At 42.9% G+C, this 26,455-nt stretch carries 20 protein-coding genes and 1 pseudogene; 14 read left to right on the top strand and 7 right to left on the bottom strand.

The genetic code is table 11. The features are described from left to right. Positions 1-38 precede the first annotated feature (38 nt). From HNQ84_RS01485 to HNQ84_RS01475, 3 genes are read left to right on the top strand one after another with little or no spacing between them, the layout of a single operon-like run. A complete protein-coding gene (locus HNQ84_RS01485) occupies positions 39-1,523 on the top strand; it encodes a type I restriction-modification system subunit M (protein WP_435620891.1) in 1,485 nt (494 codons plus the stop codon). Then, positions 1,513-2,781: a restriction endonuclease subunit S gene (locus HNQ84_RS01480; RefSeq protein ID WP_435620890.1), complete on the top strand. Its 1,269-nt coding sequence runs from the start codon at positions 1,513-1,515 to the stop codon at positions 2,779-2,781. The genes HNQ84_RS01485 and HNQ84_RS01480 overlap by 11 nt, the downstream gene beginning before the upstream one ends. Next, positions 2,778-5,732, top strand: coding sequence for a type I restriction endonuclease subunit R (locus tag HNQ84_RS01475; protein ID WP_435620889.1), 2,955 nt, complete (start codon positions 2,778-2,780; stop codon positions 5,730-5,732). The genes HNQ84_RS01480 and HNQ84_RS01475 overlap by 4 nt, the downstream gene beginning before the upstream one ends. A gap of 34 nt (positions 5,733-5,766) precedes the next feature. Here the strand turns inward: HNQ84_RS01475 and HNQ84_RS01470 are convergent, their stop codons facing one another. Together HNQ84_RS01470 and HNQ84_RS01465 are read right to left on the bottom strand one after the other, a co-directional pair. After that, the gene (locus HNQ84_RS01470) at positions 5,767-6,486 is read right to left on the bottom strand and encodes a M48 family metallopeptidase (protein WP_435620888.1); all 720 of its coding nucleotides are present in this window, start codon (positions 6,484-6,486) and stop codon (positions 5,767-5,769) included. Between the two features lie 115 nt (positions 6,487-6,601). Beyond that, the gene (locus HNQ84_RS01465) at positions 6,602-7,237 is read right to left on the bottom strand and encodes an FMN-dependent NADH-azoreductase (RefSeq protein ID WP_183249447.1); all 636 of its coding nucleotides are present in this window, start codon (positions 7,235-7,237) and stop codon (positions 6,602-6,604) included. A 169-nt stretch (positions 7,238-7,406) separates the two neighbouring features. On the opposite strand from HNQ84_RS01465, the gene HNQ84_RS01460 reads away from it, so the two are divergent. The 5 genes from HNQ84_RS01460 (at position 7,407) to HNQ84_RS01440 (ending at position 12,859) form a co-directional block, all read left to right on the top strand. Next, positions 7,407-7,976 carry a class I SAM-dependent methyltransferase gene (locus tag HNQ84_RS01460; RefSeq protein ID WP_183249449.1) on the top strand — a complete coding sequence of 190 codons (570 nt, stop codon included), beginning with the start codon at positions 7,407-7,409 and terminating at the stop codon, positions 7,974-7,976. Positions 7,977-8,342: 366 nt separating this feature from the next. After that, a complete protein-coding gene (locus HNQ84_RS01455) occupies positions 8,343-9,404 on the top strand; it encodes a glycosyltransferase (RefSeq protein ID WP_183249451.1) in 1,062 nt (353 codons plus the stop codon). Further along, positions 9,401-10,141: a HipA family kinase gene (locus tag HNQ84_RS01450; protein WP_183249453.1), complete on the top strand. Its 741-nt coding sequence runs from the start codon at positions 9,401-9,403 to the stop codon at positions 10,139-10,141. Before HNQ84_RS01455 ends, HNQ84_RS01450 begins: the two co-directional genes overlap by 4 nt. A gap of 64 nt (positions 10,142-10,205) precedes the next feature. Continuing rightward, positions 10,206-11,861, top strand: coding sequence for a DUF6044 family protein (locus tag HNQ84_RS01445; RefSeq protein ID WP_246348998.1), 1,656 nt, complete (start codon positions 10,206-10,208; stop codon positions 11,859-11,861). Continuing rightward, complete coding sequence (locus HNQ84_RS01440) at positions 11,858-12,859, top strand: glycosyltransferase family 2 protein (RefSeq protein ID WP_032100658.1); 1,002 nt, start codon at positions 11,858-11,860, stop codon at positions 12,857-12,859. Before HNQ84_RS01445 ends, HNQ84_RS01440 begins: the two co-directional genes overlap by 4 nt. Positions 12,860-12,868: 9 nt before the next feature. Here HNQ84_RS01440 and HNQ84_RS01435 read toward each other — a convergent pair whose 3' ends face one another. Then, positions 12,869-14,035 (bottom strand): MFS transporter, encoded by a 1,167-nt coding sequence (locus HNQ84_RS01435; protein ID WP_055440346.1) that lies wholly within the window; start codon positions 14,033-14,035, stop codon positions 12,869-12,871. 135 nt (positions 14,036-14,170) lie between these two features. Between HNQ84_RS01435 and HNQ84_RS01430 the strand changes: the two genes are divergently transcribed. The 5 genes and pseudogenes from HNQ84_RS01430 to HNQ84_RS01410 all read left to right on the top strand — a co-directional run bounded on the left by HNQ84_RS01430 (position 14,171) and on the right by HNQ84_RS01410 (position 19,433). Beyond that, on the top strand, positions 14,171-15,427 hold the full coding sequence (locus HNQ84_RS01430; RefSeq protein WP_435620887.1) for an ATP-binding protein: 1,257 nt from the start codon (positions 14,171-14,173) through the stop codon (positions 15,425-15,427). A gap of 92 nt (positions 15,428-15,519) precedes the next feature. Then, complete coding sequence (bcaP, locus tag HNQ84_RS01425) at positions 15,520-16,932, top strand: branched-chain amino acid transporter BcaP (RefSeq protein ID WP_183249462.1); 1,413 nt, start codon at positions 15,520-15,522, stop codon at positions 16,930-16,932. An 84-nt stretch (positions 16,933-17,016) separates the two neighbouring features. Beyond that, positions 17,017-17,966: pseudogene (locus HNQ84_RS01420) on the top strand (TerC family protein). Positions 17,967-18,023: 57 nt separating this feature from the next. Continuing rightward, the gene (locus HNQ84_RS01415) at positions 18,024-18,527 is read left to right on the top strand and encodes a ferritin (protein WP_055440342.1); all 504 of its coding nucleotides are present in this window, start codon (positions 18,024-18,026) and stop codon (positions 18,525-18,527) included. 87 nt (positions 18,528-18,614) lie between these two features. Further along, positions 18,615-19,433 (top strand): DnaD domain-containing protein, encoded by an 819-nt coding sequence (locus tag HNQ84_RS01410; protein ID WP_435620886.1) that lies wholly within the window; start codon positions 18,615-18,617, stop codon positions 19,431-19,433. Between the two features lie 11 nt (positions 19,434-19,444). Here HNQ84_RS01410 and HNQ84_RS01405 read toward each other — a convergent pair whose 3' ends face one another. The 4 genes from HNQ84_RS01405 to HNQ84_RS01390 form a co-directional block, all read right to left on the bottom strand. Continuing rightward, positions 19,445-20,791 carry a (Fe-S)-binding protein gene (locus tag HNQ84_RS01405; protein ID WP_435620885.1) on the bottom strand — a complete coding sequence of 449 codons (1,347 nt, stop codon included), beginning with the start codon at positions 20,789-20,791 and terminating at the stop codon, positions 19,445-19,447. After that, the gene (glcD, locus tag HNQ84_RS01400; protein ID WP_435620884.1) at positions 20,788-22,200 is read right to left on the bottom strand and encodes a glycolate oxidase subunit GlcD; all 1,413 of its coding nucleotides are present in this window, start codon (positions 22,198-22,200) and stop codon (positions 20,788-20,790) included. The genes HNQ84_RS01405 and glcD overlap by 4 nt, the downstream gene beginning before the upstream one ends. A 96-nt stretch (positions 22,201-22,296) precedes the next feature. Continuing rightward, positions 22,297-23,400: a CdaR family transcriptional regulator gene (locus tag HNQ84_RS01395; RefSeq protein WP_435620883.1), complete on the bottom strand. Its 1,104-nt coding sequence runs from the start codon at positions 23,398-23,400 to the stop codon at positions 22,297-22,299. Between the two features lie 75 nt (positions 23,401-23,475). Then, a complete protein-coding gene (locus HNQ84_RS01390) occupies positions 23,476-25,242 on the bottom strand; it encodes a methyl-accepting chemotaxis protein (RefSeq protein ID WP_435620882.1) in 1,767 nt (588 codons plus the stop codon). Between the two features lie 173 nt (positions 25,243-25,415). Between HNQ84_RS01390 and HNQ84_RS01385 the strand changes: the two genes are divergently transcribed. Then, entirely contained in the window at positions 25,416-26,432 is a 1,017-nt protein-coding gene (locus tag HNQ84_RS01385; RefSeq protein ID WP_435620881.1) for a LacI family DNA-binding transcriptional regulator, read from the top strand. The last annotated feature ends 23 nt before the right edge of the window (positions 26,433-26,455 follow it).

Here is a 26,455-nt window from a genome sequence, read left to right as displayed (position 1 = left end):
GAAGAGATGAAAGAACAAGAAAAAACGGAGGCATCACGATGAGCAAGTTGACGTTGCAAGAGCTTGAATCTCATTTATGGGAATCAGCGAATATATTGCGTGGTAGTATTGATTCGTCAGACTATAAAAATTATATTTTCGGCATGTTGTTTTTGAAACGATTAAATGATGTATTTGTGGAAACAGCTGAGCGGATTGAAAGAGAAGAAGGCGAAGATTACGGCTGGTATGACCGCGATGAACATCAGTTTTTCGTACCTGAAAAAGCGCGTTGGGATTATATTCAAGCGCAATCTCAGGACATTGGGGCAGTCATTAACAAAGCGTTTGAATTACTTGAAGATGAAAACCCTTCGCTCCAAGGGGTATTAGCGAATATTGATTTTAACGATAAAGAGAAGTTATCAGATAAAACGATTCTTCAATTAGTACAGCACTTCTCACAAATTGACTTACGTAACGAAAACTTATCGGAACCTGACATCCTTGGTCGTGCGTATGAGTATCTCATCAAACAATTTGCCGACGATGCAGGTAAAAAAGGCGGTGAGTTTTACACGCCAAGCAAAGTCGTTGAACTCATTGTAAAACTGATTAAACCTGAAGAAGGTATGCGTGTATGTGACCCAACAGCGGGATCTGGCGGGATGCTCATTCAATCGGTCGACTACATAAAAGAAAAAGGCGGTAATCCACGCAACATTACGTTGCACGGTCAAGAAAAAAACTTGAATACGTGGGCGATTTGTAAAATGAATTTGTTGCTTCATGGCTTAAGCGACCATGAAATTAAAAAAGGCGATACGATTCGTGAACCAAAACTATTAGACGAAAACGGCGAGCTTCTATTATATGATCGCGTCATCGCCAATCCGCCGTTTAGCTTAAAAAACTGGGGTCGTGAGGAGGCAGAAGCGGACGAGTTTCACCGTTTCCGTTTCGGATTGCCGCCAAAAAACGCAGGAGACTATGCGTTTATTCAACATATGATTGCGACATTGAACGATGAAGGAAAAGCGGGAGTTGTTATGCCGCACGGCGTTCTTTTCCGCGGCGGAGCGGAAGGGAAAATTCGTCAAGGTATCTTAGAAGAAGATTTAATCGAAGCGATTATTGGTTTGCCATCCAACTTATTCTATGGAACTGGTATTCCAGCATGTATTCTGATCATCAGCAAAAACAAGGAAGAATATAAAAAAGGAAAAGTACTCTTCATTGATGCATCAAAGGACTATCAAGAAGGAAAAAATCAAAACGTTCTTCGAGATGAAGATATTCAAAAAATCGTCAGCACATACGATGCGTGGAAAGATGTCGACAAATATAGCCGCATCGTGACATTAGAAGAAATTAAAGAAAATGACTACAACTTAAACATCGCCCGCTACATTGACACAACCGAAGCAGAAGAACAAATTGATGTCGAAGAAGCTCTTCGTCAACTCCGTCAACTCGAACAAGAACGGGATGAAATCGAAAAGGTGATGTACGGCTATTTGAAGGAGTTGGGGTATGGTGAGTGAACTTTCTAACAACAAAATATTTAAGGACATTCCGAGTGATTGGGATGTAAAATTTCTCGGTGAACTGAGCTTATCAAAACCAGAGTATGGAGCAAACTGTCCAGTAATTGAATACAGACATGATTACCCGAGATATGTCAGGATTACGGACATTAGTGAAAATGGGAAATTACGTTCTGAGGACAAAAAAAGCATTGAACCAGAAGAAGCTGAAAATTATCTATTGAACAAAGGTGACATTGTTTTTGCTAGAAGTGGTGCAACTGTTGGAAAGACTTATTTATATAATGAGTCGGATGGGCCATGCGCTTTTGCTGGTTATTTAATTAGATTTAGACCTGATAGTAAGAGATTGCTACCTGAATTTTTATTTCAATTTACTCAATCAAATTGGTATAAAAATTGGGTCAAAGGAATGCTCAGGGCGGGAGCGCAACCTAATATTAACGGGAAAGAATATGCTTCTTTGCCTATTCCCTTACCGCCAATTGTAGAACAATACAAAATCGCAGCCATTCTCTCCTCCGTTGATGAAGCGATCGAGAAAACCGAAGCCATCATCGAGCAAACGGAGGAAGTGAAAAAGGGGCTTATGCAGCAGTTGCTCACAAAAGGAATCGGACACACGAAGTTCAAAAAGACGGAGATTGGGGAGATTCCTGAGGGGTGGGAAGTCAAAACTTTTAAAGAAATATCAGTTGTACGACAAGGTCTTCAGATACCTATAGCCGAAAGATTTAGGGAACCTGGAAAAGATAGATACGTCTACATTACAATACAGTACCTAAATAATCCTGATGCTGGTGCTGAATATATTGAATCTCCTAGATCATCAGTTATATGTAATGAGGATGATGTCTTAATGACACGAACAGGTAATACTGGACAAGTGGTAACGAATGTCCATGGCGTCTTCCATAATAACTTCTTCCTAATTGACTATAATCGTGAAGTTATTTACAAAGACTACCTTGTTCAATTTCTAAATCATGAAAAGACACAGCAATTAATTCGCAAACTTGCGGGAACAACAACTATACCTGATTTAAAACATGGTGATTTTTATAGTATTCATGTTCCTATTCCTCCAATTCAAGAACAAAGGAAGATAGCAACCATTCTCAAATCAGTTGAAGATAAAGTGCAAAAAGAAAAAGAGAAACTTGCCAAACTATTCTCAATCAAAAAAGGCCTCATGCAAGTCCTTCTTACAGGCAAAGTCCGTGTGAAAGTCGATGAGGAGGTGATGTCACAGTGACCGCCACAAGTGAATGGAATGAATTACACCTTGTAGAAAAACGTTTGATCGAGCAGCTTCAAGAGTTGGGCTATGAACATATAACAGGCTCAGCTCTTGAGTCTGAACGTGAGTCGTTAAGTGAAGTGATTTTAAAGGAACGGTTAAGGAAAGCGATTCAGCGGTTAAATCCTTGGATAGATGAAAATAACCTTGCCCGCATTATTTACAATCTAACTCATATCGAAGCAACAGGATTAATGCAAGCGAATGAAAAGTTTCATGAAATGCTTGTGAACTACATTTCAATTCAACAAGACTTAGGAAAAGGGAAAAAGAATCAAACGGTGAAACTCATTGATTTTGATAACCCTTATAACAATGAATTTCTAGTTGTTGACCAATTCCGCATTCAAGATGCAAGGGGCACGATTCGTCCTGACGTTGTTATTTTTGTGAATGGATTACCTTTAGTCGTCGTTGAATGTAAAAGCCCAACATTGCAAGAAGATACGCAAATTTCGAAAGCAGTCAATCAATTACGCCGCTATCAAGAAACTCATGAGCAACTTTTTTACTATAACCAATTTATGATTGCGACAAGCAATTATCGCGCAAAGGCGGGAACGATCGGAGCGAAGGTGCAACATTACAGTGAATGGAAAGACCCGTATCCGAGAACGGTGCCTGAACTTGGTGACTCTCCGACGAAACAAGACATTTTAGTGGCTGGGATGTTAGCGAAAGAAAACTTGCTTGATTTAATTCAAAACTTTATCGTTTTTGAAGTCGATGGCGGACGGGTGATTAAAAAGATTGCCCGTTATCAACAATTCCGTGCCGTCAATAAAGCGATTCAGCGCATTTTACATGCAAAAACGCCGAAAGATCGCGGCGGGGTGATTTGGCATACGCAAGGTTCAGGTAAATCGTTGACGATGTTATATTTAGCTGTAAAACTTAGAAGAATTAAAGAGTTGCACAACCCAACGATTGTCGTTGTGACCGACCGTAAAGATTTGGATGACCAAATTACAAAAACATTCCGTAAATGCGGCTTTCCTAACCCGCAACAAGCGGAAAGTGTCAAAGACCTTAAAAGGCTATTACAACAAGGTCCGGGATCTACGATTATGACGCTTGTGCAGAAGTTCCAACCAGATAAGGAGCAAGACGAGTATCCAGAGCTTTCAAGGTCGGAAAATATTTTTGTGTTAGTCGACGAGTCGCACCGCACGCAATACAAAGGTCTAGCGATGAACATGCGGAAAGGTTTACCGAATGCATGTTATCTTGGCTTTACTGGAACGCCAATCGATAAAGAAGACAAAAGTACAACACGCACGTTTGGTTCTTATATTGACAAATATACGATTGAACAAGCGGTCGATGATGGAGCTACTGTTCCAATTTTCTATGAAGCTCGAATGGTTAACCTTCATTTACATGGCGACTCATTAGATCGCTTATTTGATCGTAAATTTAGTGATTATAGCGAAGAAGACCGTGAGCGAATAAAAAAGAAATACGCCAAGGAAGAAGCCATCCTAGCTGCTCCGAGCCGCATTGAGCAGATTGCTTTAGATATTGTGGAACATTTTGAAAATTATATCCTGCCAAACGGTTTTAAAGCACAAGTGGTGGCGGTGAACCGTGAAGCAGCAGCCATCTATAAACAAAAGCTAGATGAACTCATTAACGGAAAATATGAAACAGCATTAATTATTTCAACAGGTCCCGAAGATAAAAACAATGAATTATTAAAAGACTACTCTCTATCCCGTGAGGAAGAAAAGCAATTAATTGAGCGATTCAAAAAGCCGTTTGAAGAAGACAAACTAGCGATTTTAATTGTTTGCGATAAGCTCCTCACAGGCTTCGATGCTCCAATCGAACAAGTGATGTACTTAGATAAGCCGTTAAAAGAGCATAACCTTCTTCAAGCCATTGCCCGTACAAATCGTACGTATGAGGGCAAAACGTATGGGCTTATTGTTGACTACTTTGGGGTATCCAAATTTTTAGAGAAGGCGCTCGCGATTTTCTCTAAACAAGACATTCAAGGGGCGCTACTCCCGCTTGAAAGCGAATTGCCAAAGTTGAAACAAGCCCACCGAAAAGCAATGAGCTTTTTTGACTATATCAACCGAAGTGATGCCGATGCGTGTGTGCAAGTATTAGAGCCTGAGGATGTGCGGCATGAGTTTGAAAAAGCGTTTAAAGAGTTTTCCAAACGAATGGATATGATTTTACCGAACCGTGAAGCTTCTCCATATGTCGAAGACTTAAAGTTTTTAGGGAAAGTACGGCAAATGGCAAAAACGTTATATCGTGATGAGCAAATGGATATTTCTGAATGTGGGGAAAAGGTAAAGCAACTCATTGTAGAGCATCTATATGCAGAGTCTGTCGAAGTGATCCATGAACCGATTGATATTTTGTCAAATAAGTTTGATGAACGGGTAGAAAAAGCGCCATCGAAAGAAGCACAAGCAGCTGAAATGGAACATGCGATTCGTCATGAAATTAAAGTGAAGTTAGATGAAAACCCTGTGTACTATACGTCGTTAAAAGAAAAGCTCGAACAATTAATCGAAGCAAGACGGAAAAAAATGATGGACATTGCTGAGTTAGTAGAAAAGTTACGCAGCATGGTTAATGACATGCGAAGTGTCAACGAACAAGCGCAAAATCTTGGATTTACCCGCGAGCAGTATCCGTTTTATCAACTGTTCCAACAAATCCTTTCGGGTGAAGAACATAAAGATGCGATCGATGCGTTGACACATCTCGTAACGGACATTATTGCCGAGGAAAGCCAAGTCATTGATTGGGTAAATAAAGAGGATGTAAAACGAGAGATGCGGAAGAAAATTAAGAAGCAGTTGCGGGCAAGTGTTGTTCCGAAAGATCAAATTGAATATGTGACCCAACAGATGATGTCGTTGGCAATGGTACATTATAAACGATAAGCCTCCCACTGATTGTAAGGGAGGCTTTTGTCATCTATAACGTTAATGTTGGACCATTTACACGCAACCATTCTTTTCTTTGTTCATAGTCCGACATGACAGATTTAACAAAATGCCAAAAATCATTCGAGTGATTTGGATATTTAATATGCGCTAATTCATGAACTAATAAATAATCAATAATTGGCATTGGTGCCATCATAATTTTCCAATTTAAATAAATTGCTCCGTCATTTGTGCATGTTCCCCAGCGCATTTTTTGTTCTTTTAGTTTTATTTTTGTCGGCATGACCCCTATTTTCGGCCCGTACACGTTAAGACGCTCTTGTAGCTTTATTTCTCCGTGATGAATGTACCATTGTTTGAATGCTCGTTGGAAAAATGATATTCTTTCTTCCTCGGTGAAATGAGGGGGGATTGTAGCGAGAAACTTTCCTTGTTTAAAAATAAGTGTCGGCTTTTCGCATTTATACACTTTTAACCGATAATTGCGCCCTAAATAAGCGAATTTTTCTCCGCTTACAAATTCCTTCGGAGCTGGGGGATTAGCGATTTCGTTTAACGCACGCCATTTATCAATCATCCACGGGGCTCTTTTGTAAAGAATTGATTGTAACAGCGAATCATCTATTTCTTGCGGGGCAATGACTTTGACTCCTTCTAGCCACTCTACTGTTATCGTTACATCTCGCTTTTTCGGCTTATACTCGATTGTATAATCGATCGTTGTCTTGCCATATTGAAAGCTAGGCATATCACACGTACTCCTTTAATAATCGTTCTCTTTTATTTTATATGTGAAGTAGCGTTCAGACAATACGAACAAGCATGAAAAAAGGCGTCTTGAAAAACCAAGACACCTGTTTCAACTAAAACCGTTTTGCGATTTCTTTGGCGCGTTCGATGGCTTGTTGTTTAATGGCTTCTGCTTCGTTTGGGAAAGCGTTCATGCCTTCAACGGCAATCGTTTCGACATCTGTGATGCCGATGAAAGAGAGGACAGCGCGTAAATAACGGTCGCCAAATTCGAGTTCTTTTGCTGGGCCTTCGGAGTAAATGCCGCCGCGTGCTTGAATGTGAATTGCTTTTTTCCCTTGTAATAACCCGACAGAGCCTTCTTCTGTATATTTGAACGTTTTTCCTGCAAGACAAAGGGTGTCCATGTATGCTTTCAGTTTTGGTGGGAAGCTAAAGTTCCACATCGGTGTGACGAATACATATTTGTCAGCTTCTATAAATTGCTCGCACAACTCGTTTATGCGTGCAATTTTTGTTTGTTCGTCTTTGCTTAGTTGATCAAATGCTTGTCCTTGTTGTAGTTTGCCCCAGCCACTAAATACATCGGCATCAATGTACGGAATGTCCATATCATATACGTGCAATTCAACGATTTCATCTTCTGGATGATGTTGTTTGTAGGCGTTTAAAAACGCGCGGCCGACGGATAAACTAAATGATTGTTCTTCTTGTTTTGGATTGGCTGTAATGTAAAGTACTTTTGCCATTGTTTTTCCTCCTCGCATAGCTAGTTCAAAAATTACGAAACAACTGTAACTATAATATAGTATATTACTTACTTTTGTAAAGTTAAAAACTTTTTTAAATAGATGACAGACAATGAAAAAAAGAGTAAAATACGCATATAGGTATAAAAAAGAAAAGGATGGATGAGAAATGGCAGGACATCGGTTTCATCATTCGAAAGCGGAAAAGTTGTTGAATCCAAAAAGACGGGAGTTGATTGCGCCAGAAAAAGTGATCTCCATATTGCATATAAGCGAACATGATGTCGTGGCGGATTTAGGAGCAGGAAATGGCTATTTTACTGTGCCGATCGCCAAAGCGGCAAAAATGGTATATGCGGTTGATGTGCAACAAGAAATGCTCGATTTACTGAAGCAACATGCGGAACGAGAAAAAGTAGAAAATATGGCATACATTGTTGGGGATGTGACAGCAACAACGCTTCCTCCACAATCGGTTGATAAAGGATTGATGGCGTTTGTTCTTCATGAAATTGATGATCGCGAGGCGGCGTTTGCAGAAATCGCTCGCATCATAAAGCCAGACGGTACGTTTATATTGATCGAATGGGAAGCGGTTGAAAGTGAAATGGGTCCACCGATTCATGAGCGCATTCCATCTCATCAACTGCTTAATGAAATGAAAGCAACGTTTGCGCACGTTGAGCTCGTTCATTTCCATCCAAGCGTATATGGAATTGTCGTGAAACATGGTCAATAATGGCCATGTTTATTTTTACGAGAGGTGAATGAGATGCGTGTGTATATAAAAACGACAAACTAGGGAACGCATCCCTAGTTTTTCTCATACATATCCTCGTTTTATTTCACCATTTGTTCGCGCAATGTGCTGCGTACTTACGCTGTTTTTTCAGCTAATTGAGGGACATCGAGTGCTTGTAAAATGGCTTGCATAGTCGTATCGGTTACTCAACATCGTCAGTCACATTCTTATAAGCTTTTTTTGTAGAAATACCCATCCTCTTCCCCATATGAGCAATAAGGGAAGACCGATGAAACGGTCATCAACTTTTCTCCATACTTCACATAAAGTAATAAAAGAGCATACGAGGAAGGGGGAGGAGCGGTGAACATTTTAGTCATTTGGCGGTTGTTGACCGTAGGCGGTGTGAATGCCGGATGGCGTAATCGAGCGATATATTTTAAACAACATGGCATTCAGACAGACTTTTTATATACGAAAGATCTCGGTGGCATGCATATGATGGAAGATGTCGCAAATGTTTATATCGTGAAAAAGAAAAAAGACATATATGACATATTACGAAAATCATATGACGCGATCATCGTTGTCGATACAAATCAAGCGTATGATTGGTTAAGCGATGTCGGGTATAATGGACCAATTATTGTGGAAGCGCGCACGCCGGAATTGTTAAAGTTGAAACGAAACTTGCAAGGAGTGGAAAAGATTACTCCGCGTCAATTTATCGTTCCGTCTGTTTATCAAAAACGTCTTCTCTCGATATTGAGCGATGAACGCGCACCGATTACGGTCATTTATAACGGTTTAGATGCATCTTTTTTTCGCCCGTTTCCATGCGATGATGTACCGAACAAAAAAATTATTGCATACGTCGGACGGTTAGATGGACGGAAAAATTGGCGCGCATTTTTACGTATCGCCTCGCTATTGAAAAAAGAGCGCGATGATATCGAATGTTGGGTCATTGGTGGACAACATAGTGTAGATAAAGAAACGTTTGAAGCAGAATGGAAGGAAAAGCAACTGACGTCATTTGTAAAATGGTTTCCAGTTGTTCCGTATCAACACATGCCTGAGATGTATGCGAAAATTCGGCAATCGGGTGGATGTTTATTAGCGACAACGAAAGTCGAATCGTTTGGCAATACATTTATTGAGGCGATGGCGTGCGGTGTGCCTGTCGTTGCGCCACGTGTATCGGCGATGCCAGAAATTATCGTCCATGGAAAAACAGGATATTTATTTCGCGAGCACCATACGCGTGGGGCGGTTCGCGCGATTGTTGAAATTATTGACGACAACCAACAATATACGTATATGAGTGAGGCAGGACGGGCGCATGTGCTCAACCGATTTACAATTGAACGTTGCGCTGAAACGTATGTCGATTTATTACATCATATTGTGAGGGATCAAATATGAAGTATGAACGAACGTTTGCGGCTCATAAACATAATTCTCATCTCGTCACATTTGATGATGGGAAGCGATATGTCGTCAAATGTTACGATACAACAAAACCGAAAGCGCTCATGAACGAATGGCTCGCTTATCAAATCGCAAAATATATGCACCTTCCTGTTCCACATGCTCGTCTCGTTTCTTTACCACCTACGCTTTTACCTATTCCAGACAAAACGACAGTCATCAAAACGAAAACGCAATTTGCGAGCGCGTATATTGAAGGGAAAAACGCTCATGAAATCGCGATACAAAACATGAAAAATACTTCACAATTGGCAAGTGTCATCGTTTTTGATTATTGGTTGTACAATCGCGATCGGACGCGAAAAAATGTCATTATTGAACAAAACGGAGCGGATCAAACGTTATGGATTATCGACCATGCGGATATATGTGGCTCATTTGCGTGGACTGTTGAACAGCTGAAACAATTGCCGCAAACGCTCATAGACAGCAAAATGCATCGCATAATGGCGTCGTTTACAACTATACAACAATTTGAACAGGCGATTGCGGTCATTCAAACGATGCCGACACTTTTAATTGAAGAAATGATGAAACATATGCCTGAAGACTGGCCAATGACGGAAGAAGAAAAAAAGCAGCTCGTTCATACGCTCGTCTATCGGCGCGATCATCTCGTTCCGCGTCTCATACGTAAATTTTGTAAACAACTTTGGCCTGAGCTTGTATAGCTTAGGTTTTTTTATGCATATTTTTCATCTATTGTTAAAAAATAATAGCGAATGGAGGGGCGTTATGAAACTGTTCGCATTTGGCATAATCATCGTTTGTTTGCATGCGTTGCCGTATTTTCTTCTTGGAGAAGACGCGCATATGCGTGTGCACGATAATTTGGATTCAAATATCGCTTGGTATCGTGTGCTCGCACGAAGCGGCGAGCTATTTGGCTCCATTGATGCGACCATTCCACAAGTCATGAATGGACTGCCGCGCAACGCATACGGAACAGAGTTTAGCGGCATCGTGTGGCTTCATGCGCTTTTTCCGTCCGTTTATGCATACGGACTCAGTCAATTATTGACGCGCATATTTGCATTTATCGGCATGTATTTGTTGTTGAAAACGCACGTATTAAAGGAAAAAGAGGCGGAGTGGATTCGCGTTGGAGTGGCGCTTGCGTTTGCGCTGACGCCGTTTTGGCCGTCAGGGATGCTTAGCACGCTCGGCATGCCCCTTGCGTTATGGGCGTTACTGAACATTCGTGCGGGTGATCGTGCGTGGAAAAACTATGTCGTGCTGACGCTTCTTCCCCTCTATTCTAGCTTTGTGCTCGGCTTTTTCTTTTTTTTAAGCGCGATGTTTTTCTTTTGGCTCATGGATGCGTGGCGTCGCCGTCCGAACGTGCCCCTATTGTTGGCACTCGTGTATATGACCGCACTTTATTTGGCAGTGGAATATCGGCTCGTTCATTCGTTTTTATTTGCGACAGAACCGACGAGTCGCGACGAATATTTCCATGCACGTTTGTCGTTCTGGCGGTCGCTTCGTTTAACATTTAAAAACTACATCTTCGGTCATACGCATGTGATGACGATTCATACGCTCATTATTTTACCTGTGACGTGTATTGCGCTATATATCGTATGGAAACGGAAATGGTGGCGGCGCGAAACGTTATTTTGGCAACTTCATGTCTTGAATGTTGTGCTATCGCTTTGGTATGCGTTTTGGTTTTATAAAGGATGGCTTCCTGCGACAGAGGCGTTTCCGTTTTTAGACCGATTTAATTTTGCGCGCTATCATTTTTTGCGCCCGATGGTCATTTACGTCTTGTTTGCTTTGTCGCTTCGTATCATTTGGCGCGCATGGGATCGGCGCATCGTTTCATTTGCGCTCGCGGCTCAACTCGTTGTGGCAATGTTATTTCACGAACAAATCGTATATCGCAATCAACCGACGTTTCGGGCGTTTTATGCGGAAAAGCAATTTGACGATGTGAAACAATATATCGGAAAGCCTGTACATACGTATCGCGTCGTCAGCATTGGCATTCATCCAGCGATTGCGCAATATAACGGCTTTTACACGTTAGATACGTACAACAATTTTTATCCGCTTTCGTACAAACATCAATTTCGCCAAATTATTGCGAGCGAGCTAAACAAAAATAAAAAGTTAAAGGAATATTTCGATGAATGGGGTGGACGTTGTTACATTTTTGTCGCTGAGCTTGGGAAAAAGTATATGTTTACGAAACAATCGAACAAACGCATTCGCCATTTACAGCTTCATACAGACGTATTGTACGACATGGGAGGACGCTACATATTTTCCGCCTTGCCCATTGACAATGCGAAACAAAATCAATTAAAGCTGTTGCGCACGTTTCAACATGATGAATCGGCATGGACGATTTATTTATACGAAGTCGAAAGGGGGAAAACGACATGACCGTTTTAGCGATCGTTGTACCTTGTTATAATGAGGAAGACATGCTGCCTGAAACGATCGAACAGTTGCTTTTACTTAGACGGCAACTTGTTGAAGAGGGGCTCATTTCAGCAGAAAGTAAAATTGTATTTGTCGATGATGGAAGCCGCGATCGGACGTGGTCGATCATTTATAAAGCATGTTTACGTTATGAGGAAGTGAAAGGAGTGAAACTAGCAGGAAACGCAGGACATCAACATGCGCTGTTAGCGGGCATGTTTGCCGCCAAACAAATGGCAGACTGTATTGTGACGATGGATGCCGATTTGCAAGATGATATATATGTCGTTCGTGAGTTTGTGCGTAAATTTCAAGAAGGATACGACATCGTCTATGGCGTAAGGAGAAAGCGCGATGTCGATTCGTATGTGAAACGGCGGACGGCGGAAATGTTTTATCGTATGATGAATCGTATCGGTGTGCAGCTGATTTATAATCATGCCGATTATCGTCTCATGAGCCGACGGGCAGTTGAAGCGTTAGCGCAGTTTCGTGAAGTCAATATGTTTTTGCGCGGGGTAGTGCCGCTCCTCGGTTTTCCGTCGACGACGGTATATTATGACCGAAAAGAGCGAAAAGCGGGCGTGACAAAATATCCGTTCATGAAAATGATTCGTTTTGCGTTTGACGGGTTAACATCGTTTAGTATGGTGCCGATTCGCTTCGTTTCCGTTCTCGGCTTTTGTTCGTTTTTTGTGAGCATATTGTTTGCGATGTATGTGTTATTTTTAAAAATGACTGGTCATACACAAACAGGCTGGACGTCGCTAATGATGTCGATTTGGCTTGTCGGAGGATTGCAGCTCATTGCGATCGGGTTAGTTGGGGAGTATGTCGGGAAAGTGTATAAAGAAACGAAACAACGGCCGCGCTATATCGTCGATGTGGATTTGTTAAATTGGCCAATAATTGCGCGACAGGCAGAACAAGAACAAGTCAGTGAAGAAGGCATAAGTTAAGGCTCCGAATTAAGCGGAGCCTTTTTGCATCGTTGTTCGCTGAAACGATTGGAAGAGAGCGAATGAAACGAATGTCAGTATAATCCCTGTCATATACGGCAAGCTTGGTTTAACTGTAAACAGCCAGCCTGCAATCGCTGGTCCACCGATGCGTCCGAGCGAATCGAACGACGATAACATACCTGTGGCGCTTCCTTGTCCATCGGTCGTATGTTTCGTTAATAAGGCGGATACACACGGGCGAATGACGCCGTTACCGATGCCGAAAATCGTTAAATAAAGTGCCGCCGTCCAAAAGTTATGGATGAATAAAATGAGCGAAAAGCCGAGTGCTGAAAGAAATAGTCCAGCGCGAATGACCGTTCCTTCCCCGAACGATTGAATGAGCTTTCCGAGCAGTCCTCCTTGAACGATGGCACCAGCAAGCCCCATGATCATAAAAATGTAGCCGAGTTCGGTCGAAGACAACCCTGCACGTTTCGCGGCAAAATAAGCAAACGTCGCTTCAAGCCCGGCAAGTGAAAACGTGACAATCAATTGTAATACGTATAGGCGTGCGAGCGGGCTTTGCAAGGCAGACATAAGCGATGGACGTGTCGTTTGCGTATTTGCTCGCTTTTCTTTCGGCAGCGACTCATGCAAGAAAAAGAAAACGAACATCGTAGTCACGAGCGCTAAACTGCCTGCGATCCAAAACGGAACGGTTAAGCTATGTTTCGAAAACACACCGCCAATCGCTGGACCGAAAATAAATCCAAGTCCGACAGCTGCCCCGATGATGCCCATTCCTTTGCCGCGATTTTCTTCTGTCGTCACATCGGCAACGTATGCCATCGCTGTTGGCATCGTGGCGGCAGATAAAAAGCCACCGATGATGCGAGCGGCAAACAACATCCAAAGTTTTGTCGCCAAGGCAAATAAGAAAAACGAAAGCGCTAAACCGAAAATACCGATCAGTAACATCGGTTTTCGTCCATATCGATCAGAAAGTTTGCCCCACATGGGCGCAAATAAAAATTGCATGAAAGAATATACGGCCATTAACCAGCCGAGTTGCGTCGGGGTGGCGCCAATTTTTTCTGCATAAAACGGAAGAACAGGAATAATAATGCCGAACCCCATCATCACTAAAAACATCACAACAAATAAAAGCGGCAAATAACGCCGATCGTTCATATGACCATCTCCACTATGTAGTTTGCATTTTTATCATAATGGAAATGTGATCATTTTTCAAAGATGTCGATGCGTTGACAACTGAAAAAGTTTTCGTAAAACTAAAAATGGATAAACGATGTGGGAGAGTGGAGAATGACATATATAAATCAAAACGTATTAAATAACCTATTCTACATTTTAGTGAGCATTTTTTTCTTTTATTTTTTGTACGATCACGTTCGTTTTTTTCAACAAAAGAAGGTGTATCGACGTCTATTGCTTGTCGTCTGCTTAAGTGTGCCAATGATTTTATGCATGAAGTATCCGATTTACATCGCACCTGATTGCGTACACGACTTACGACAAGTTCCGTTTCTCATTGGCACGTTTTATGGCGGATGGACGGTTAGTTTGCCGCTTTTGTTTGTTTTACTAATCGCTCGCTTTATGATGTATGGCTACCAGTTTATTACTGTTGCAGTATATGTGATGATATGTATATGCGGTAGCCTGTTTTCGCCGTTTTTTCAACGCCTGACAAGAAAACAACGGCTGATCGCCTCCGCTTTGATGACGTTTATATTGGCGATTGCCGCAACGATATTGGCAATTGCGATTTCCGATTTTCAAGTGACGCAATCATATGTTGTCGATTTTATTCTCGTTCCTCCCATTGCGGTATTATTTGTTGTGTTTATTATAGAAACGTTACGGGAGGCGTTGCTCATCCGTTCGGAAGCGATCAAGCTGGAGAAAATGGAAGTCGTCAGCCAACTTGCTGCAAGCATTTCCCATGAAATTCGCAATCCCCTTACTGTTGTGAAAGGTTTTATGCAGCTCATGAAAGCGAAAGACATATCGGAAGAAGCAAAAGAGCAATATATGAATATCGCTCTTGAAGAATTAAACCGCGCCTGCGCCATTATTGACGATTATTTAACGTTCGCCAAGCCGTTTCCAGAAAAAATAGAACCGCTTCATGTGCAGCAAGAATTAGAAAAAGTCATCCATATGTTGCGTCCGTTAGCGAACATGCATGGAGTACAAATTGTCGCAACCCTTACGCCAGCGACCGTAATTGGTAACGCTCAATATTTTCGCCAATGTTTTTTAAATATAATAAAAAATGGAATTGAAGCGATGGAAAACGGTGGAGCATTGTATGTTGATGTACATGTCGATGAAAAAGCTGCAACGATCGTTGTGCGCGATGAAGGAGAAGGGATGACGAAAGAGCAACTTGCTCGTTTCGGAGAACCGTATTTCAGCACGAAAGAAAAAGGGACAGGTCTTGGAGCGATGGTGTCCATTCGTATCATTGAAATGATGAACGGCACGTGGAATATAAAAAGCGAAAAAGGGCGCGGAACGACAATAACGGTAAGTTTTCCATTGTTATTAGAAAAATAAAAATATTGCGAAATAGTGAAAAACTATTGTCTTTAACGATTTTGGGCGTTAAAGTATAAAATAAACATCATAAGTAAGGGGAGTTTACAACGATGAGTTTGTTCAGGAGAAAGTCGATTGAAGCGCTTATGAGCGAATCAGGAAAAGGGGCAGCGCTCAAAAAAGAGTTAGGCGCATTTGATTTAACGATGCTTGGCATCGGAGCGATTATCGGGACAGGGATTTTCGTTTTAACAGGCGTAGCGGCTGCTGAACATGCGGGGCCAGCACTTGTCCTTTCGTTTATTTTATCAGGATTGGCGTGCGTGTTTGCGGCGCTTTGTTATGCGGAATTTGCTTCAAGCGTGCCCGTATCGGGAAGTGCGTATACGTACAGCTATGCGACATTTGGGGAATTAATTGCTTGGATGCTCGGATGGGATTTAATTTTAGAATATGGGGTGGCAGCTTCGGCAGTTGCGGCTGGATGGTCTGGTTATTTTCAAGGATTGCTTGCAGGATTTGGAATTGAGCTACCAAAGGCATTAACAAGCGCATACGATCCAGCGAACGGCACATTTATTGACGTACCAGCGATCGTTATTGTGTTGCTCATTACGTTTTTATTGACGCAAGGCGTGAGAAAATCCGCTCGTTTTAACGCAATCATGGTCGTCATTAAAGTGGCTGTGATTTTATTATTTATTGCGGTTGGCGTATGGTATGTGAAGCCAGAAAACTGGACGCCGTTTATGCCGTTTGGGTTTTCAGGTGTTGCCGCAGGAGCTGCGACAGTGTTTTTCGCTTATTTAGGGTTTGATGCGGTATCGACAGCGGCAGAAGAAGTGCGCAATCCGCAACGGAATATGCCGATCGGTATTATCGCATCGCTTGCGATTTGTACGTTGTTATACATTGCGGTGTCGCTCATTTTAACAGGCATTGTGCCGTATGACCAATTAGGCGTAAAAAATCCAGTTGCTTTTGCGTTAAATTATATTCAGCAAGATTGGGTGGCAGGATTTATTTCACTCGGTGCGATTACAGGGATTACGACGGTGCTTCTCGTGATGCTTTATGCGCAAACGCGCCTCTTTTACGCAATTAGCCGCGACGGCTTGCTTCCTTCGCTTTTTGCGAAAGTGAGCGAGCGAAAACAAGTACCGCTTGTCAACTCATGGGTGACAGGGATTGCGGTTTCTATTTTTGCCGGGGTTATTCCGTTAAATAAATTAGCTCACTTAACAAATATCGGCACGTTGTTTGCGTTTACGACTGTTGCGATCGGGATTTTAATTTTACGTAAAACAGAACCGAATTTAAAACGGAGCTTTATGGTGCCGTTTGTACCAACCATTCCTTTGCTAGCTGTGGCGTTTTGTGTGTATTTAGCGCTACAACTTCCGGTGACAACATGGTTAAGCTTCGGCGGCTGGTTGGCGATTGGTCTTGTCATTTACTTCTTGTACGGTCGCAAACATAGCAAATTAAATGAGGCAAACATTGCGCAAAAACAAGTGAGCTAGAGGATTGACAAGATGATGTAATATTTTTATAATAAAGTTACAATAACATCGTTTTCCTTCACAAAGGGGAGTAGCGTTCAGGCGATGCCTGAAAACAAAGTCGTCAATTCATGGACCTCGTCCATCGGCTTTGTTGGCACAACATTGTGTCTAGCGAGACCTTTGCCGTTCGGCAAAGGTCTTTTTTGCGTTTTTATGATTTTTGCCGACGGGCGAGGGAAAACTACATATTACAGGAGGGATTATCGATGGATGTATCATTGTTATTAGAGTATGGTTGGGTGCTTCTCGTTTTAATCGGTTTAGAGGGGATTCTCGCTGCCGATAACGCCGTTGTCATGGCGGTCATGGTGAAGCATTTACCAGAAAAGCAACAAAAGCGAGCGCTCTTTTACGGGCTTGCTGGGGCGTTTATTCTTCGCTTTGCGGCGTTATTCGTCATTTCATATTTAGTGAACATTTGGCAAATTCAAGCGCTCGGTGCGTTGTATTTAATGTTTATTGCTGCGCATCATTTTATGACGAAAAATCGCGACGGTTCACATAAAGAAGGGAAAAAACAATCTGGTTTTTGGATGACGGTATTGAAAGTTGAGCTTGCTGATTTGGCGTTTGCGATTGACTCGATTTTAGCGGCTGTTGCTTTAGCCATGACGTTGCCAAACACGAACTTGCCAGCGATCGGTGGCATGGACGGCGGGAAGTTTTTAGTTATTTTTGCTGGTGGTCTGATTGGTGTTATCATTATGCGTTTTGCAGCAAATGCGTTCGTTAAAATATTACAAAAACGTCCGAGTCTTGAATCGGCTGCGTTTTTAATCGTCGGTTGGGTCGGTGTGAAATTGGCCGTATATACGCTAGCGCACCCAAGTTTAGCGATCGTCTCTGAACATTTTGCGCATTCGGGGCTCTGGAAAGCGACATTTTGGATCGTGCTTTTAGCGATTGCCGCAGGCGGTTGGTTTTTCTCCGGAAAAGAAACGCAACAACAAAAAGAAGCGGTCGAGACGCTGAAAAAAGCACAAAACGAGTAAAAGGAGGCACGTTCCTCCTTTTTTTGTTATAATGAGAGGAGGAGGAGATGATGATTGATGTTAAGTGAAAAATTGTTAAATGGACTAAATGAACAAATGAATTTTGAATTTTATTCGGCGCATGCGTATATGGCGATGGCCGCGTATTGCTCGGCGGAAGGCTTGGATGGCTTTGCGAATTTCTTTTTAGTCCAAGCGGAAGAAGAGCGGTTCCATGCGATGAAGTTTTACAACTTTATTAACGCGCTTGGTGAGCGAGCGGTGATGACCGGTTTCCCATCACCAAATAACGAATTTACGTCCGTTCGCGATTGCTTTGAAAAAGCGCTCGCCCATGAAAAAGAAGTAACGCGCCGCATTTATAAACTATCTGACTTAGCGTTAGACGAGCGGGAGCATGCGACGATGAACTTTTTAAAATGGTTTATTGACGAACAAGTCGAAGAAGAATCGTTGTTCGATACGCTCATTCAAAAACTAAAACGCATCGAAGGCGACAGCAACTCGCTGTTCATGCTTGACAATGAACTCGCACAACGCACATTTACACCAGAACCGTAAAGGGAATGCACCGGCATTCTCTTTTTTCTTTTCCCTCCTAACCAAATCCCGCGCATGAAGCGATAGATGAATGTAGGAGGGATGGAGATGAAATGGCTAGTCGATGATGATCCGTTGTTCGTATTGCCGACGGTGGCGGTAAAGCTTGGGTTGAATGAAAGTATTTTTTTACAACAGCTTCATTACTGGCTAGGGAAAAGTACGCATACGTATGATGGATATACATGGGTATATAATACGTACGAAGGATGGCGAAAACAATTTCCGTTTTGGTCGGAAAGCACGATTCGGCGCACGATCGTCCGACTGGAGAAAAAGCGGATTGTCGTTTCGCGCTATCGATCAAAGCTTGATAAAACAAAATGGTATCGCATTGACTACGATGTGCTAGCGAACGTCATGAATGGCGAAGAAGAGCGCCAAAATGATGACACGAACGCGCAACATAAACAAACGACGATGCAACATGACGTGTCGCACATGTCAACGTGCCAAGACGCACATCGCAATATGAACAGACAAACAAATATAACAACAGATGATACGTTACAACATATTATTCATTTTTATGAACAAAACGGATTTGGGACGATAAATAGTTATGTCGAAGAAAAAATGGCGGTATGGGTGAATGAAACGTCAGAGGAATGGGTGCTAGAAGCGTTAGCGACTGCATTAAAAAACGGGGTGAAAACGTGGACATATGCGGAAGGTATTTTACGCAACTGGAAGAAAAACGGATATATGCGTTTCAAACATAAGGGAAAACGAGCGGTGCGAACGGAGATGATTCCAGAATGGCTACATATCGACTATGCACAATATGAACGAAAAACGTATAGCGAAGCAGAGCTCGAACAAAAGAGGCGTGAGTTAGAAGCGAGATTAAAAAAGAAAAGGGCATGAATCGTCATACCCTATCCCATTTGTTTGAGCGGTTCGTCCATTTGTTTTGTCGTTTCAACGGCTTCTAAAAGCAACTCAACGAGATGAACGGCGCGCACGTTTGTGAGCCCTTCCCGTTCAATGCCGAGTTTCATTTGCAGTAAGCAACCCGGATTAGCGGTTACAATCGTCGTCGCTTTCGTTTGTTTTGCTTGTTCCATTTTGTAATCGAGCACTTGCATCGACATGTCCGGCTCGATGATGTTATAAATGCCTGCAGACCCACAACATCGGTCGGCATCTTTCATTTCACGAAACTCGACACCTGCAATCGATTGAAGAAGAAGGCGGGGCTCTTTCGCTGTTTTCATGACGTTTCGCAAATGGCACGAGTCTTGATACGTCACAATTTGGTTTGGTACATGCCAATCTTTATGATGAAAGCCGAGCTCGACTAAAATGACTGATACGTCTTTTATTTTAGCGACAAACGCTTTTGCGCGCTCCGCCCAAACGGGATCGTCTTTTAACAAATGGTCGTATTCGATTAAAAACGCGCCGCAGCCGCCAGCGTTTGTGATAATGTAGTCGACATCAAGTGTTTCAAACGCTTCAATGTTGCGTTTTGCTAACGTTTTTGCGTCCGCTTTTTCACCGCTATGTCCATGAAGCGCCCCGCAACACGTTTGCGCCTCAGGAATGACGATGTCGCAACCAACAAGCTGTAACAGTTTCATCGTCGCATCGTTTATGTCCATAAACATCGTATCCATTAAACAACCGCGAAAAAAGGCAACGCGTCGCTTGCGAGGAATGAGTGCTTCAACATGCGTTGGACGTTCGTTCATTTGTTTCCACGTTGGCACGTTCGGCAATACGTTTTCCATCGTCGCTAAATGGCTTGGCAATAGGCGCAACAAGCCGAGTTGACGAACGAGCGTCTGCAAGCCTGAACGTTGATAAAAGCCGATCAGTGCCGTCACCATGCGCATCCGCTTTGGATGCGGAAAAAGCTGTTTAAATACGATATGGCGAATGAACCGGACGATAGGCGAGTACGTTTTATGTTGTGCGATAATGTCGCGCGCTTCTTCAAGCAAATGACCGTAGCGCACACCAGAAGGGCAAACCGGTTCACAGGCGCGGCAGCCAAGACATAGTTGAAGGGAACGTTCGACATCTTCATCCGGTTCAATGATTCCATCGACGACCGCTTTCATTAACGCAATGCGTCCGCGCGGCGAATGCGACTCTTGAAAGCCGGATTCAATGTACGTCGGACATGTCGGCAAACAAAAGCCGCAACGCATACAATTTAATAGCTCGTCTTCATTCATGCGCGCTTGAAATTGTTGTTGAATATGCGGTTTGTTTGTCATCGTGTAATCACCACCCGTTTGCGCGTACTTTTCGCGAACACTTTCCCCGGATTCATAATGTTGTTCGGGTCAAGCGCTTGTTTAATCGCCTTCATCGCCGCAATGCCTTCTTTGCCAAGCTTCCATTCTAAATACGGCGCTTTCATGACGCCGACGCCATGTTCGCCTGTAATCGTACCACCAAGTTCAATGGCTTTCGCGAATATGTCTTCAAACGCTTGCTCGACGCGATGTAGTTCGTCTTTGTCGCGCACATCCGTCGGACATGTCGGATGAAGGTTGCCATCTCCTGCATGACCGAACGTACAAATGTTGACGTTATATGTTTTCGCGATGTCGTTAATCGCTTTTACCATATTCGCAATTTGTGAACGTGGGACGGTCGCGTCTTCTAAAATCGTCGTCGGTTTTAAACGGGCGAGCGCTGATAACGCCGAGCGTCTTGCGGTGCGCAAGTTGTTTGCTTCTTCTTCCGTTTGCGCCACTTGGACAGAAATGGCGTTTTCCTCTCGGCAAATGCGCGCCATCGCTTCCATATCGCGTTCGACGACTTCTTTTGGTCCATCTTGTTCGATCAGTAAAACGGCTTTGACGTCTGTCGGTAAGCCGATGTTGACGAACGATTCAACGACTTGTAGCGTCGGTTGGTCTAAAAATTCAAGCGTCGTCGGGATGATTTTATTGGCGATGATCGCCGAAACGGAACGTGCTGCTGCTTCTAAATCTTCATATAGCGCAAGCATCGTTTTTTTCGTCTCGGGCATCGGAATGAGCTTTAACGTCGCTTCTGTAATAATGCCGAGCGTACCTTCCGAGCCGACAAAAAGGCGCGTTAAGTCGTAGCCCGCGACGTCTTTTGCGAGCTTTCCGCCCGTGCGAATGACGTCACCATTGGCGAGCACAACTTCGAGACCGATGACGTAATCGCGCGTCACGCCGTATTTTAAGCCGCGCAAACCACCGGAGTTTTCATTAATGTTGCCACCGATCGTTGAAATTTTCATCGAGCTTGGATCAGGTGGATAAAATAGCCCTTTTGCTTCAACAGCGTGAATAAGGTCAAGCGTAATAACGCCCGGCTGAACGGTTACCGTCAAGTTTTCTTCATCAATTTCTAAAATGCGATTCATATGTTTAAACAACATCACGATGCCGCCTTCCGTTGGGCATGTGCCGGCGCAAAGGTTCGTGCCTGAGCCGCGCGGGATAATTGGAATGCGATGTTCGTTACAAATTTTTACGATTTCACTCACTTCTTTCGTATGGCGCGGCGCGATGACCGCATCAGGAAGCGATTGAAAGTTTGGGGTAGCGTCATATGAGTAAACGAGCCGTCCGGCTTTCGAATCGTCGTAGTTTTCGGCACCGACAATGTCAATGAGCTGTCGTTTTACTTGTTCGGTGATCATATCATCGACCTTCTTTCTCCCGTTTTTACTATAAGCATAAAAAAAAAGCGGAGGAGCCCGCTATGGATAAATATATAAAAATGAAGCGCTTACTCATTATTTTTTTGTTGTTTCATCTAAAAAACGAATGGCTAAATATAAGGTGATGATATGTTCAAGGTTGCGCACGTGTAAATTTGTATATTGCTCTATTTTTTTCAGCCGATAATGAAGCGTATTAATATGAATATGAAGCGCTTCAGCGGTTTGTTTGAGCGATAAGTTGTTGGCGAAAAACGTGCGCAACGTATGAAGCAGTTCTTGTTCATGCATGAACGGTTCAATCGTTCGTTTCACGAGCTCTCGTTTTGTTGCGAGTGAAATGTCTTCTAAACACATCTCCAATCGTAAATCTTCATCAAAGACGATCTTTTTTGTTTGTTTCGCAATATGAAGAGCGCGTTCCGCTTGTTTATACGAATGATGCACGTGTTTACTATCTACCATTTTTCCGCATCCGATATAAAGCGTCACAGCGTATTTTTCGATGAGCGCTCGTTGCACTGTTTTTATTTTTGCGGTCGTTCGTTCTTTATCTTCATCCGTTTGTAAAATAAGTAAGCGGTCGTTTCCCCAACGGACGATGATGTCACGTTGTTCGTTCCACATGTTTTGTACGTATTTCCACATATCAACAGAAAGCGATGGTTCGTTTTCATGAAATGAAGCGATAATTACGCGGCGCTTCACCGTCAAATCGATATGAAACAGTTGAGCGCGTTCGTAAAACGATGGCGACCAGTCGCGCGCTTGCAGCCATTCAAAAACGAACGTTTCAAGCGCGCGTGCTTCGAGTTGAAGCTGCTCTGTATAATAGTTTTCTTGAATGAGAAGTTCAGTCATTTTTTTTAACAGTTCTCCGTATGGCGACACTTTTTTCGGATCGCCTGTAATGCCGATGACACCGATGACGTCACCGCGAAAAAAGATCGGCAAGTTAATGCCAGCTTTCACGCCTCGCAATATGTTTTCATCTTGTTTTGTAATGATGCGTTTTTTCTTTTCTTGACAGACGAGAAACGCCCCTTCATGAAATTGACCGAGTCGCGTTGTATCGGTGCTTGCCATAATGATGCCGTTCGTATCGACGATAATAATGTCTTCATCAATGAGGCGGCGGACGTCAGATACAATTTTTTTCGCAAGGTGAGGGGAAAGCATGTATTCACTCCCTTTCGCAACTAAACTAAAAAAGCAACCGTCCTTTTTGCTTGCAAAGAAGGACGGTTGTCCGAGTTACATATGAAAACGTGCGACCGCTTGGCGAAGTTGTTCGGCGGTGCTTGCGAGCTCTTGGGAAGAAGCGAGCAATTCTTGCATCGTTGCGTTTTGTTCTTCCGTCGTTGCGGCCACTTGTTCAATATTTCTTGCTGATTGTGATGAAATGTCAATAATTTGATCAGCAAATGCGGTCATCGTTTTTACTTTTTCATCTACAGCACGAATCGTATCATGTACTGTATTACTTTCTGATTGGACGCGTGCCATATGGGTAGAAATCGAACGGAAAATGTTTCCGACTTGTTCGACGAGCGAATGACCAAATTGGAACGATTCGCTACTTTCGTTCATCACATGTACGGCATGTTCGGTTTGTGTTTGCGACTGCTCAGCCAGTTTGCGAATGTTTCCTGCCGCATGTGCGGTTTGTTCAGCTAGTTTTCGCACTTCTTCAGCGACGACCCCAAATCCTTTGCCATGTTCGCCTGCTCGTGCGGCTTCAATTGCGGCATTTAACGCAAGCAAATTCGTTTGATCGGAAATGTTCGTAATAAAGCCGACAATTTGATGAATTTCTTTTGACTTATCGTTGAGTGATTCAATGACGATAGCCAGACGTTCAATTTGTTCACGAATGAGCTTCATTTGCGCAACCGTTTGCTCTACTAGTTCCGTACCTTCATGGACGCGCTTCGTTGTTTCGTTTGTTCGTTTGGCTGTTTCAGATACTTTTTCCATGACAGTCGTTAACGCATCAGATACGTCATGCACTGCTTCGTTCGTTTGTTTCGATACATTCACTTGCTCATCTGCGCCGGAAGCGACTTCGAGAATAGCTTGCGTAATTTGTTCGTTCGCCTCCGTCGTTGCTTCGGCGTTCAGTCGCAACGTTTGCGACATGTCGTTGACGTGTGTTGCAGCCGCTTGAATTTGGGCGATCGATTGTTCAAGCCCGTCCGCTAATTCATTCATCGCTTTCGCAATTTGTCCGACTTCATCGGTTTCTGTATCCGTTAACCGTTGGACGCGTAAATTGCCGCGCGCAAGCTCATGACAAACGTCGACGACTTGCTTCAATCGTTTGCTTATTTTTCGGCTGACAACGATTAAGGAGATGACGGATAAAACGATCGCAACGATGACGGTCGCAATCATCATGAAAATATTTTTCGCAATGGTGTCATTCATTTTCGTCGTTAATGTCGATCGATCATCTACGACGATTTTTCTTAATATATCAAGCTTTTCGATGCTCATATCGCGAATCGTTGCCGCTTTATTTTGAAAACTAATCACTTGGAAAATGTCGATTTGTTCGCCGCGATCACGATACATGAGCACGATCGGTTGAATGGTTTTATAAAGCAGTTCGTTCAGTTGATTTTCAATCGAAATGGTTGAATTGTAAATCACTTTTGCTTCTTCTGTGTTCATATGTGGCTCAAGCTGTTTCATTTTCTTATTAAATTGATCGGTTAAGTCGTTGTATTGCCAAAGCGTCTCTGGACGCGGATTTGTCATATAGTCAGTAATGACGATATATTTTTGTTTAAACAATGAGCCAATATCGGTAATTAAAATCGCTTGGTCGCTTTTTTGTTCGACTTGTTTGACGACGTTTGTTAAGTTGTTGACGAGTAAAAAAACAAAAATGAAAACGCTGACAAACAAAAGCGTAGCAAAGCTGAAAACGATCCCATATTTTTTCCCGATCGTCATCGTTTGTTTCGATTGCGCCGTTTTCGTTTTTTTCTGAAAACGCTCTGTCCATCGTCCGTTCATCGTGAAGCCTCCTTTGCTTTTTTCTCATTATAGCACGATCGATCGTAAAGAAGGGAGAGGATTTTTGGACAAAGTGCCACGAATTTTGTCACAAATTTTTTGTTGCAATCGGTTTCAAGTTCGTTTACAATTCAAATCAACAAGGAATCCGAAACGTTTTGGAGGAAATGAAAGTGACAACGATTAAAGATATTGCGAAAGCAGCTGGCGTATCGGTCACGACCGTTTCGCGCGCGTTAAACGGTTATTCGGACGTCAGTGAAAAGACGCGCAAAAAAATTATGGATATCGCGAAGCAATTAAATTACAGTCCAAATACGCTGGCGCGAAGCCTTGTCATGAATAAATCGAAAACGATTGGGCTACTCGTTTCAGGCATGACGCGTTCGGCGTTAAAAGATAACTTTACGTTTGAAGTGATGACAGGCGTCAACGATTATATTGCGAAAACAGACTATGACGTCATTTTGTTTAATACAAATTCGACGAAACAACGAGAAAAAACATATTCGCAATTATGTCGCGAACGGCGCGTCGACGGCGTCATTTTACAAGGCATTAAAACGGATGATCCGTATTTAACAGAAGTCGTTGAAAGCGACATTCCGTGCGTATTAATCGACATTCCGATTCAGTCGGATCGCGTCGGCTATGTGACGACCGATAACGTGTACGGGGCAAAAAAAGCGGTGCAACATTTGCTTGAACTTGGTCATCGCAACATTGCGATGATGAACGGACACGATTACGCATTTGTGAGTAAACAGCGTCTGCAAGGGTTTTGTGAGGCGATGGAAGAAGCGAACGTGCCGATTCGAAAAGAATGGATTGTAAACGGCGATTTTTCCGAGGAGATGGCGGAAGCGCGAGCGTATGAGCTGTTTACGAAACATGAAAACATTACCGCGATGTTTTGCGCGAGCGATTTAATGGCGCTTGGCGTGATGAAGGCGCTCAAACAGCTTGGCTTGCGCGTACCTGAAGATGTGTCGGTCGTTGGATATGATGACATTTTGCTTGCTTCATACGTCTCCCCAGCGCTAACAACGATTGCGCAAAATAAATTTCAAATGGGCTATGAAGCAGCAAGCATGCTCATTGATATGCTCGAAGGAAATGAAGCGAAAGTCGTGACGTTGCGGACGCAACTTGTCGTGCGCGAGTCAACGGCAGAAGTGAAAAAAGGGTAGCCCTTTTTTCATACACAAAATCC

Origin of the sequence: Anoxybacillus eryuanensis, from assembly GCF_051200995.1 — a bacterium.
Lineage (GTDB): Bacteria > Bacillota > Bacilli > Bacillales > Anoxybacillaceae > Anoxybacillus > Anoxybacillus tengchongensis.
This window is presented reverse-complemented; position numbering and strand designations above follow the sequence as displayed.

What these genes read in the sequence shown, in the direction of transcription:
- HNQ84_RS01390 (WP_435620882.1), bottom strand. Translation starts at nt 25,242, where the DNA reads ATGAACGGACGATGGACAGAGCGTTTTCAGAAAAAAACGAAAACGGCG.
- bcaP (WP_183249462.1), top strand. Translation starts at nt 15,520, where the DNA reads ATGAGTTTGTTCAGGAGAAAGTCGATTGAAGCGCTTATGAGCGAATCA.
- HNQ84_RS01470 (WP_435620888.1), bottom strand. Translation starts at nt 6,486, where the DNA reads ATGCCTAGCTTTCAATATGGCAAGACAACGATCGATTATACAATCGAG.
- HNQ84_RS01440 (WP_032100658.1), top strand. Translation starts at nt 11,858, where the DNA reads ATGACCGTTTTAGCGATCGTTGTACCTTGTTATAATGAGGAAGACATG.
- HNQ84_RS01480 (WP_435620890.1), top strand. Translation starts at nt 1,513, where the DNA reads ATGGTGAGTGAACTTTCTAACAACAAAATATTTAAGGACATTCCGAGT.
- HNQ84_RS01430 (WP_435620887.1), top strand. Translation starts at nt 14,171, where the DNA reads ATGACATATATAAATCAAAACGTATTAAATAACCTATTCTACATTTTA.
- HNQ84_RS01395 (WP_435620883.1), bottom strand. Translation starts at nt 23,400, where the DNA reads ATGCTTTCCCCTCACCTTGCGAAAAAAATTGTATCTGACGTCCGCCGC.
- HNQ84_RS01485 (WP_435620891.1), top strand. Translation starts at nt 39, where the DNA reads ATGAGCAAGTTGACGTTGCAAGAGCTTGAATCTCATTTATGGGAATCA.
- HNQ84_RS01460 (WP_183249449.1), top strand. Translation starts at nt 7,407, where the DNA reads ATGGCAGGACATCGGTTTCATCATTCGAAAGCGGAAAAGTTGTTGAAT.
- HNQ84_RS01405 (WP_435620885.1), bottom strand. Translation starts at nt 20,791, where the DNA reads ATGACAAACAAACCGCATATTCAACAACAATTTCAAGCGCGCATGAAT.
- HNQ84_RS01445 (WP_246348998.1), top strand. Translation starts at nt 10,206, where the DNA reads ATGAAACTGTTCGCATTTGGCATAATCATCGTTTGTTTGCATGCGTTG.
- HNQ84_RS01450 (WP_183249453.1), top strand. Translation starts at nt 9,401, where the DNA reads ATGAAGTATGAACGAACGTTTGCGGCTCATAAACATAATTCTCATCTC.
- HNQ84_RS01435 (WP_055440346.1), bottom strand. Translation starts at nt 14,035, where the DNA reads ATGAACGATCGGCGTTATTTGCCGCTTTTATTTGTTGTGATGTTTTTA.
- HNQ84_RS01410 (WP_435620886.1), top strand. Translation starts at nt 18,615, where the DNA reads ATGAAATGGCTAGTCGATGATGATCCGTTGTTCGTATTGCCGACGGTG.
- glcD (WP_435620884.1), bottom strand. Translation starts at nt 22,200, where the DNA reads ATGATCACCGAACAAGTAAAACGACAGCTCATTGACATTGTCGGTGCC.
- HNQ84_RS01465 (WP_183249447.1), bottom strand. Translation starts at nt 7,237, where the DNA reads ATGGCAAAAGTACTTTACATTACAGCCAATCCAAAACAAGAAGAACAA.
- HNQ84_RS01415 (WP_055440342.1), top strand. Translation starts at nt 18,024, where the DNA reads ATGTTAAGTGAAAAATTGTTAAATGGACTAAATGAACAAATGAATTTT.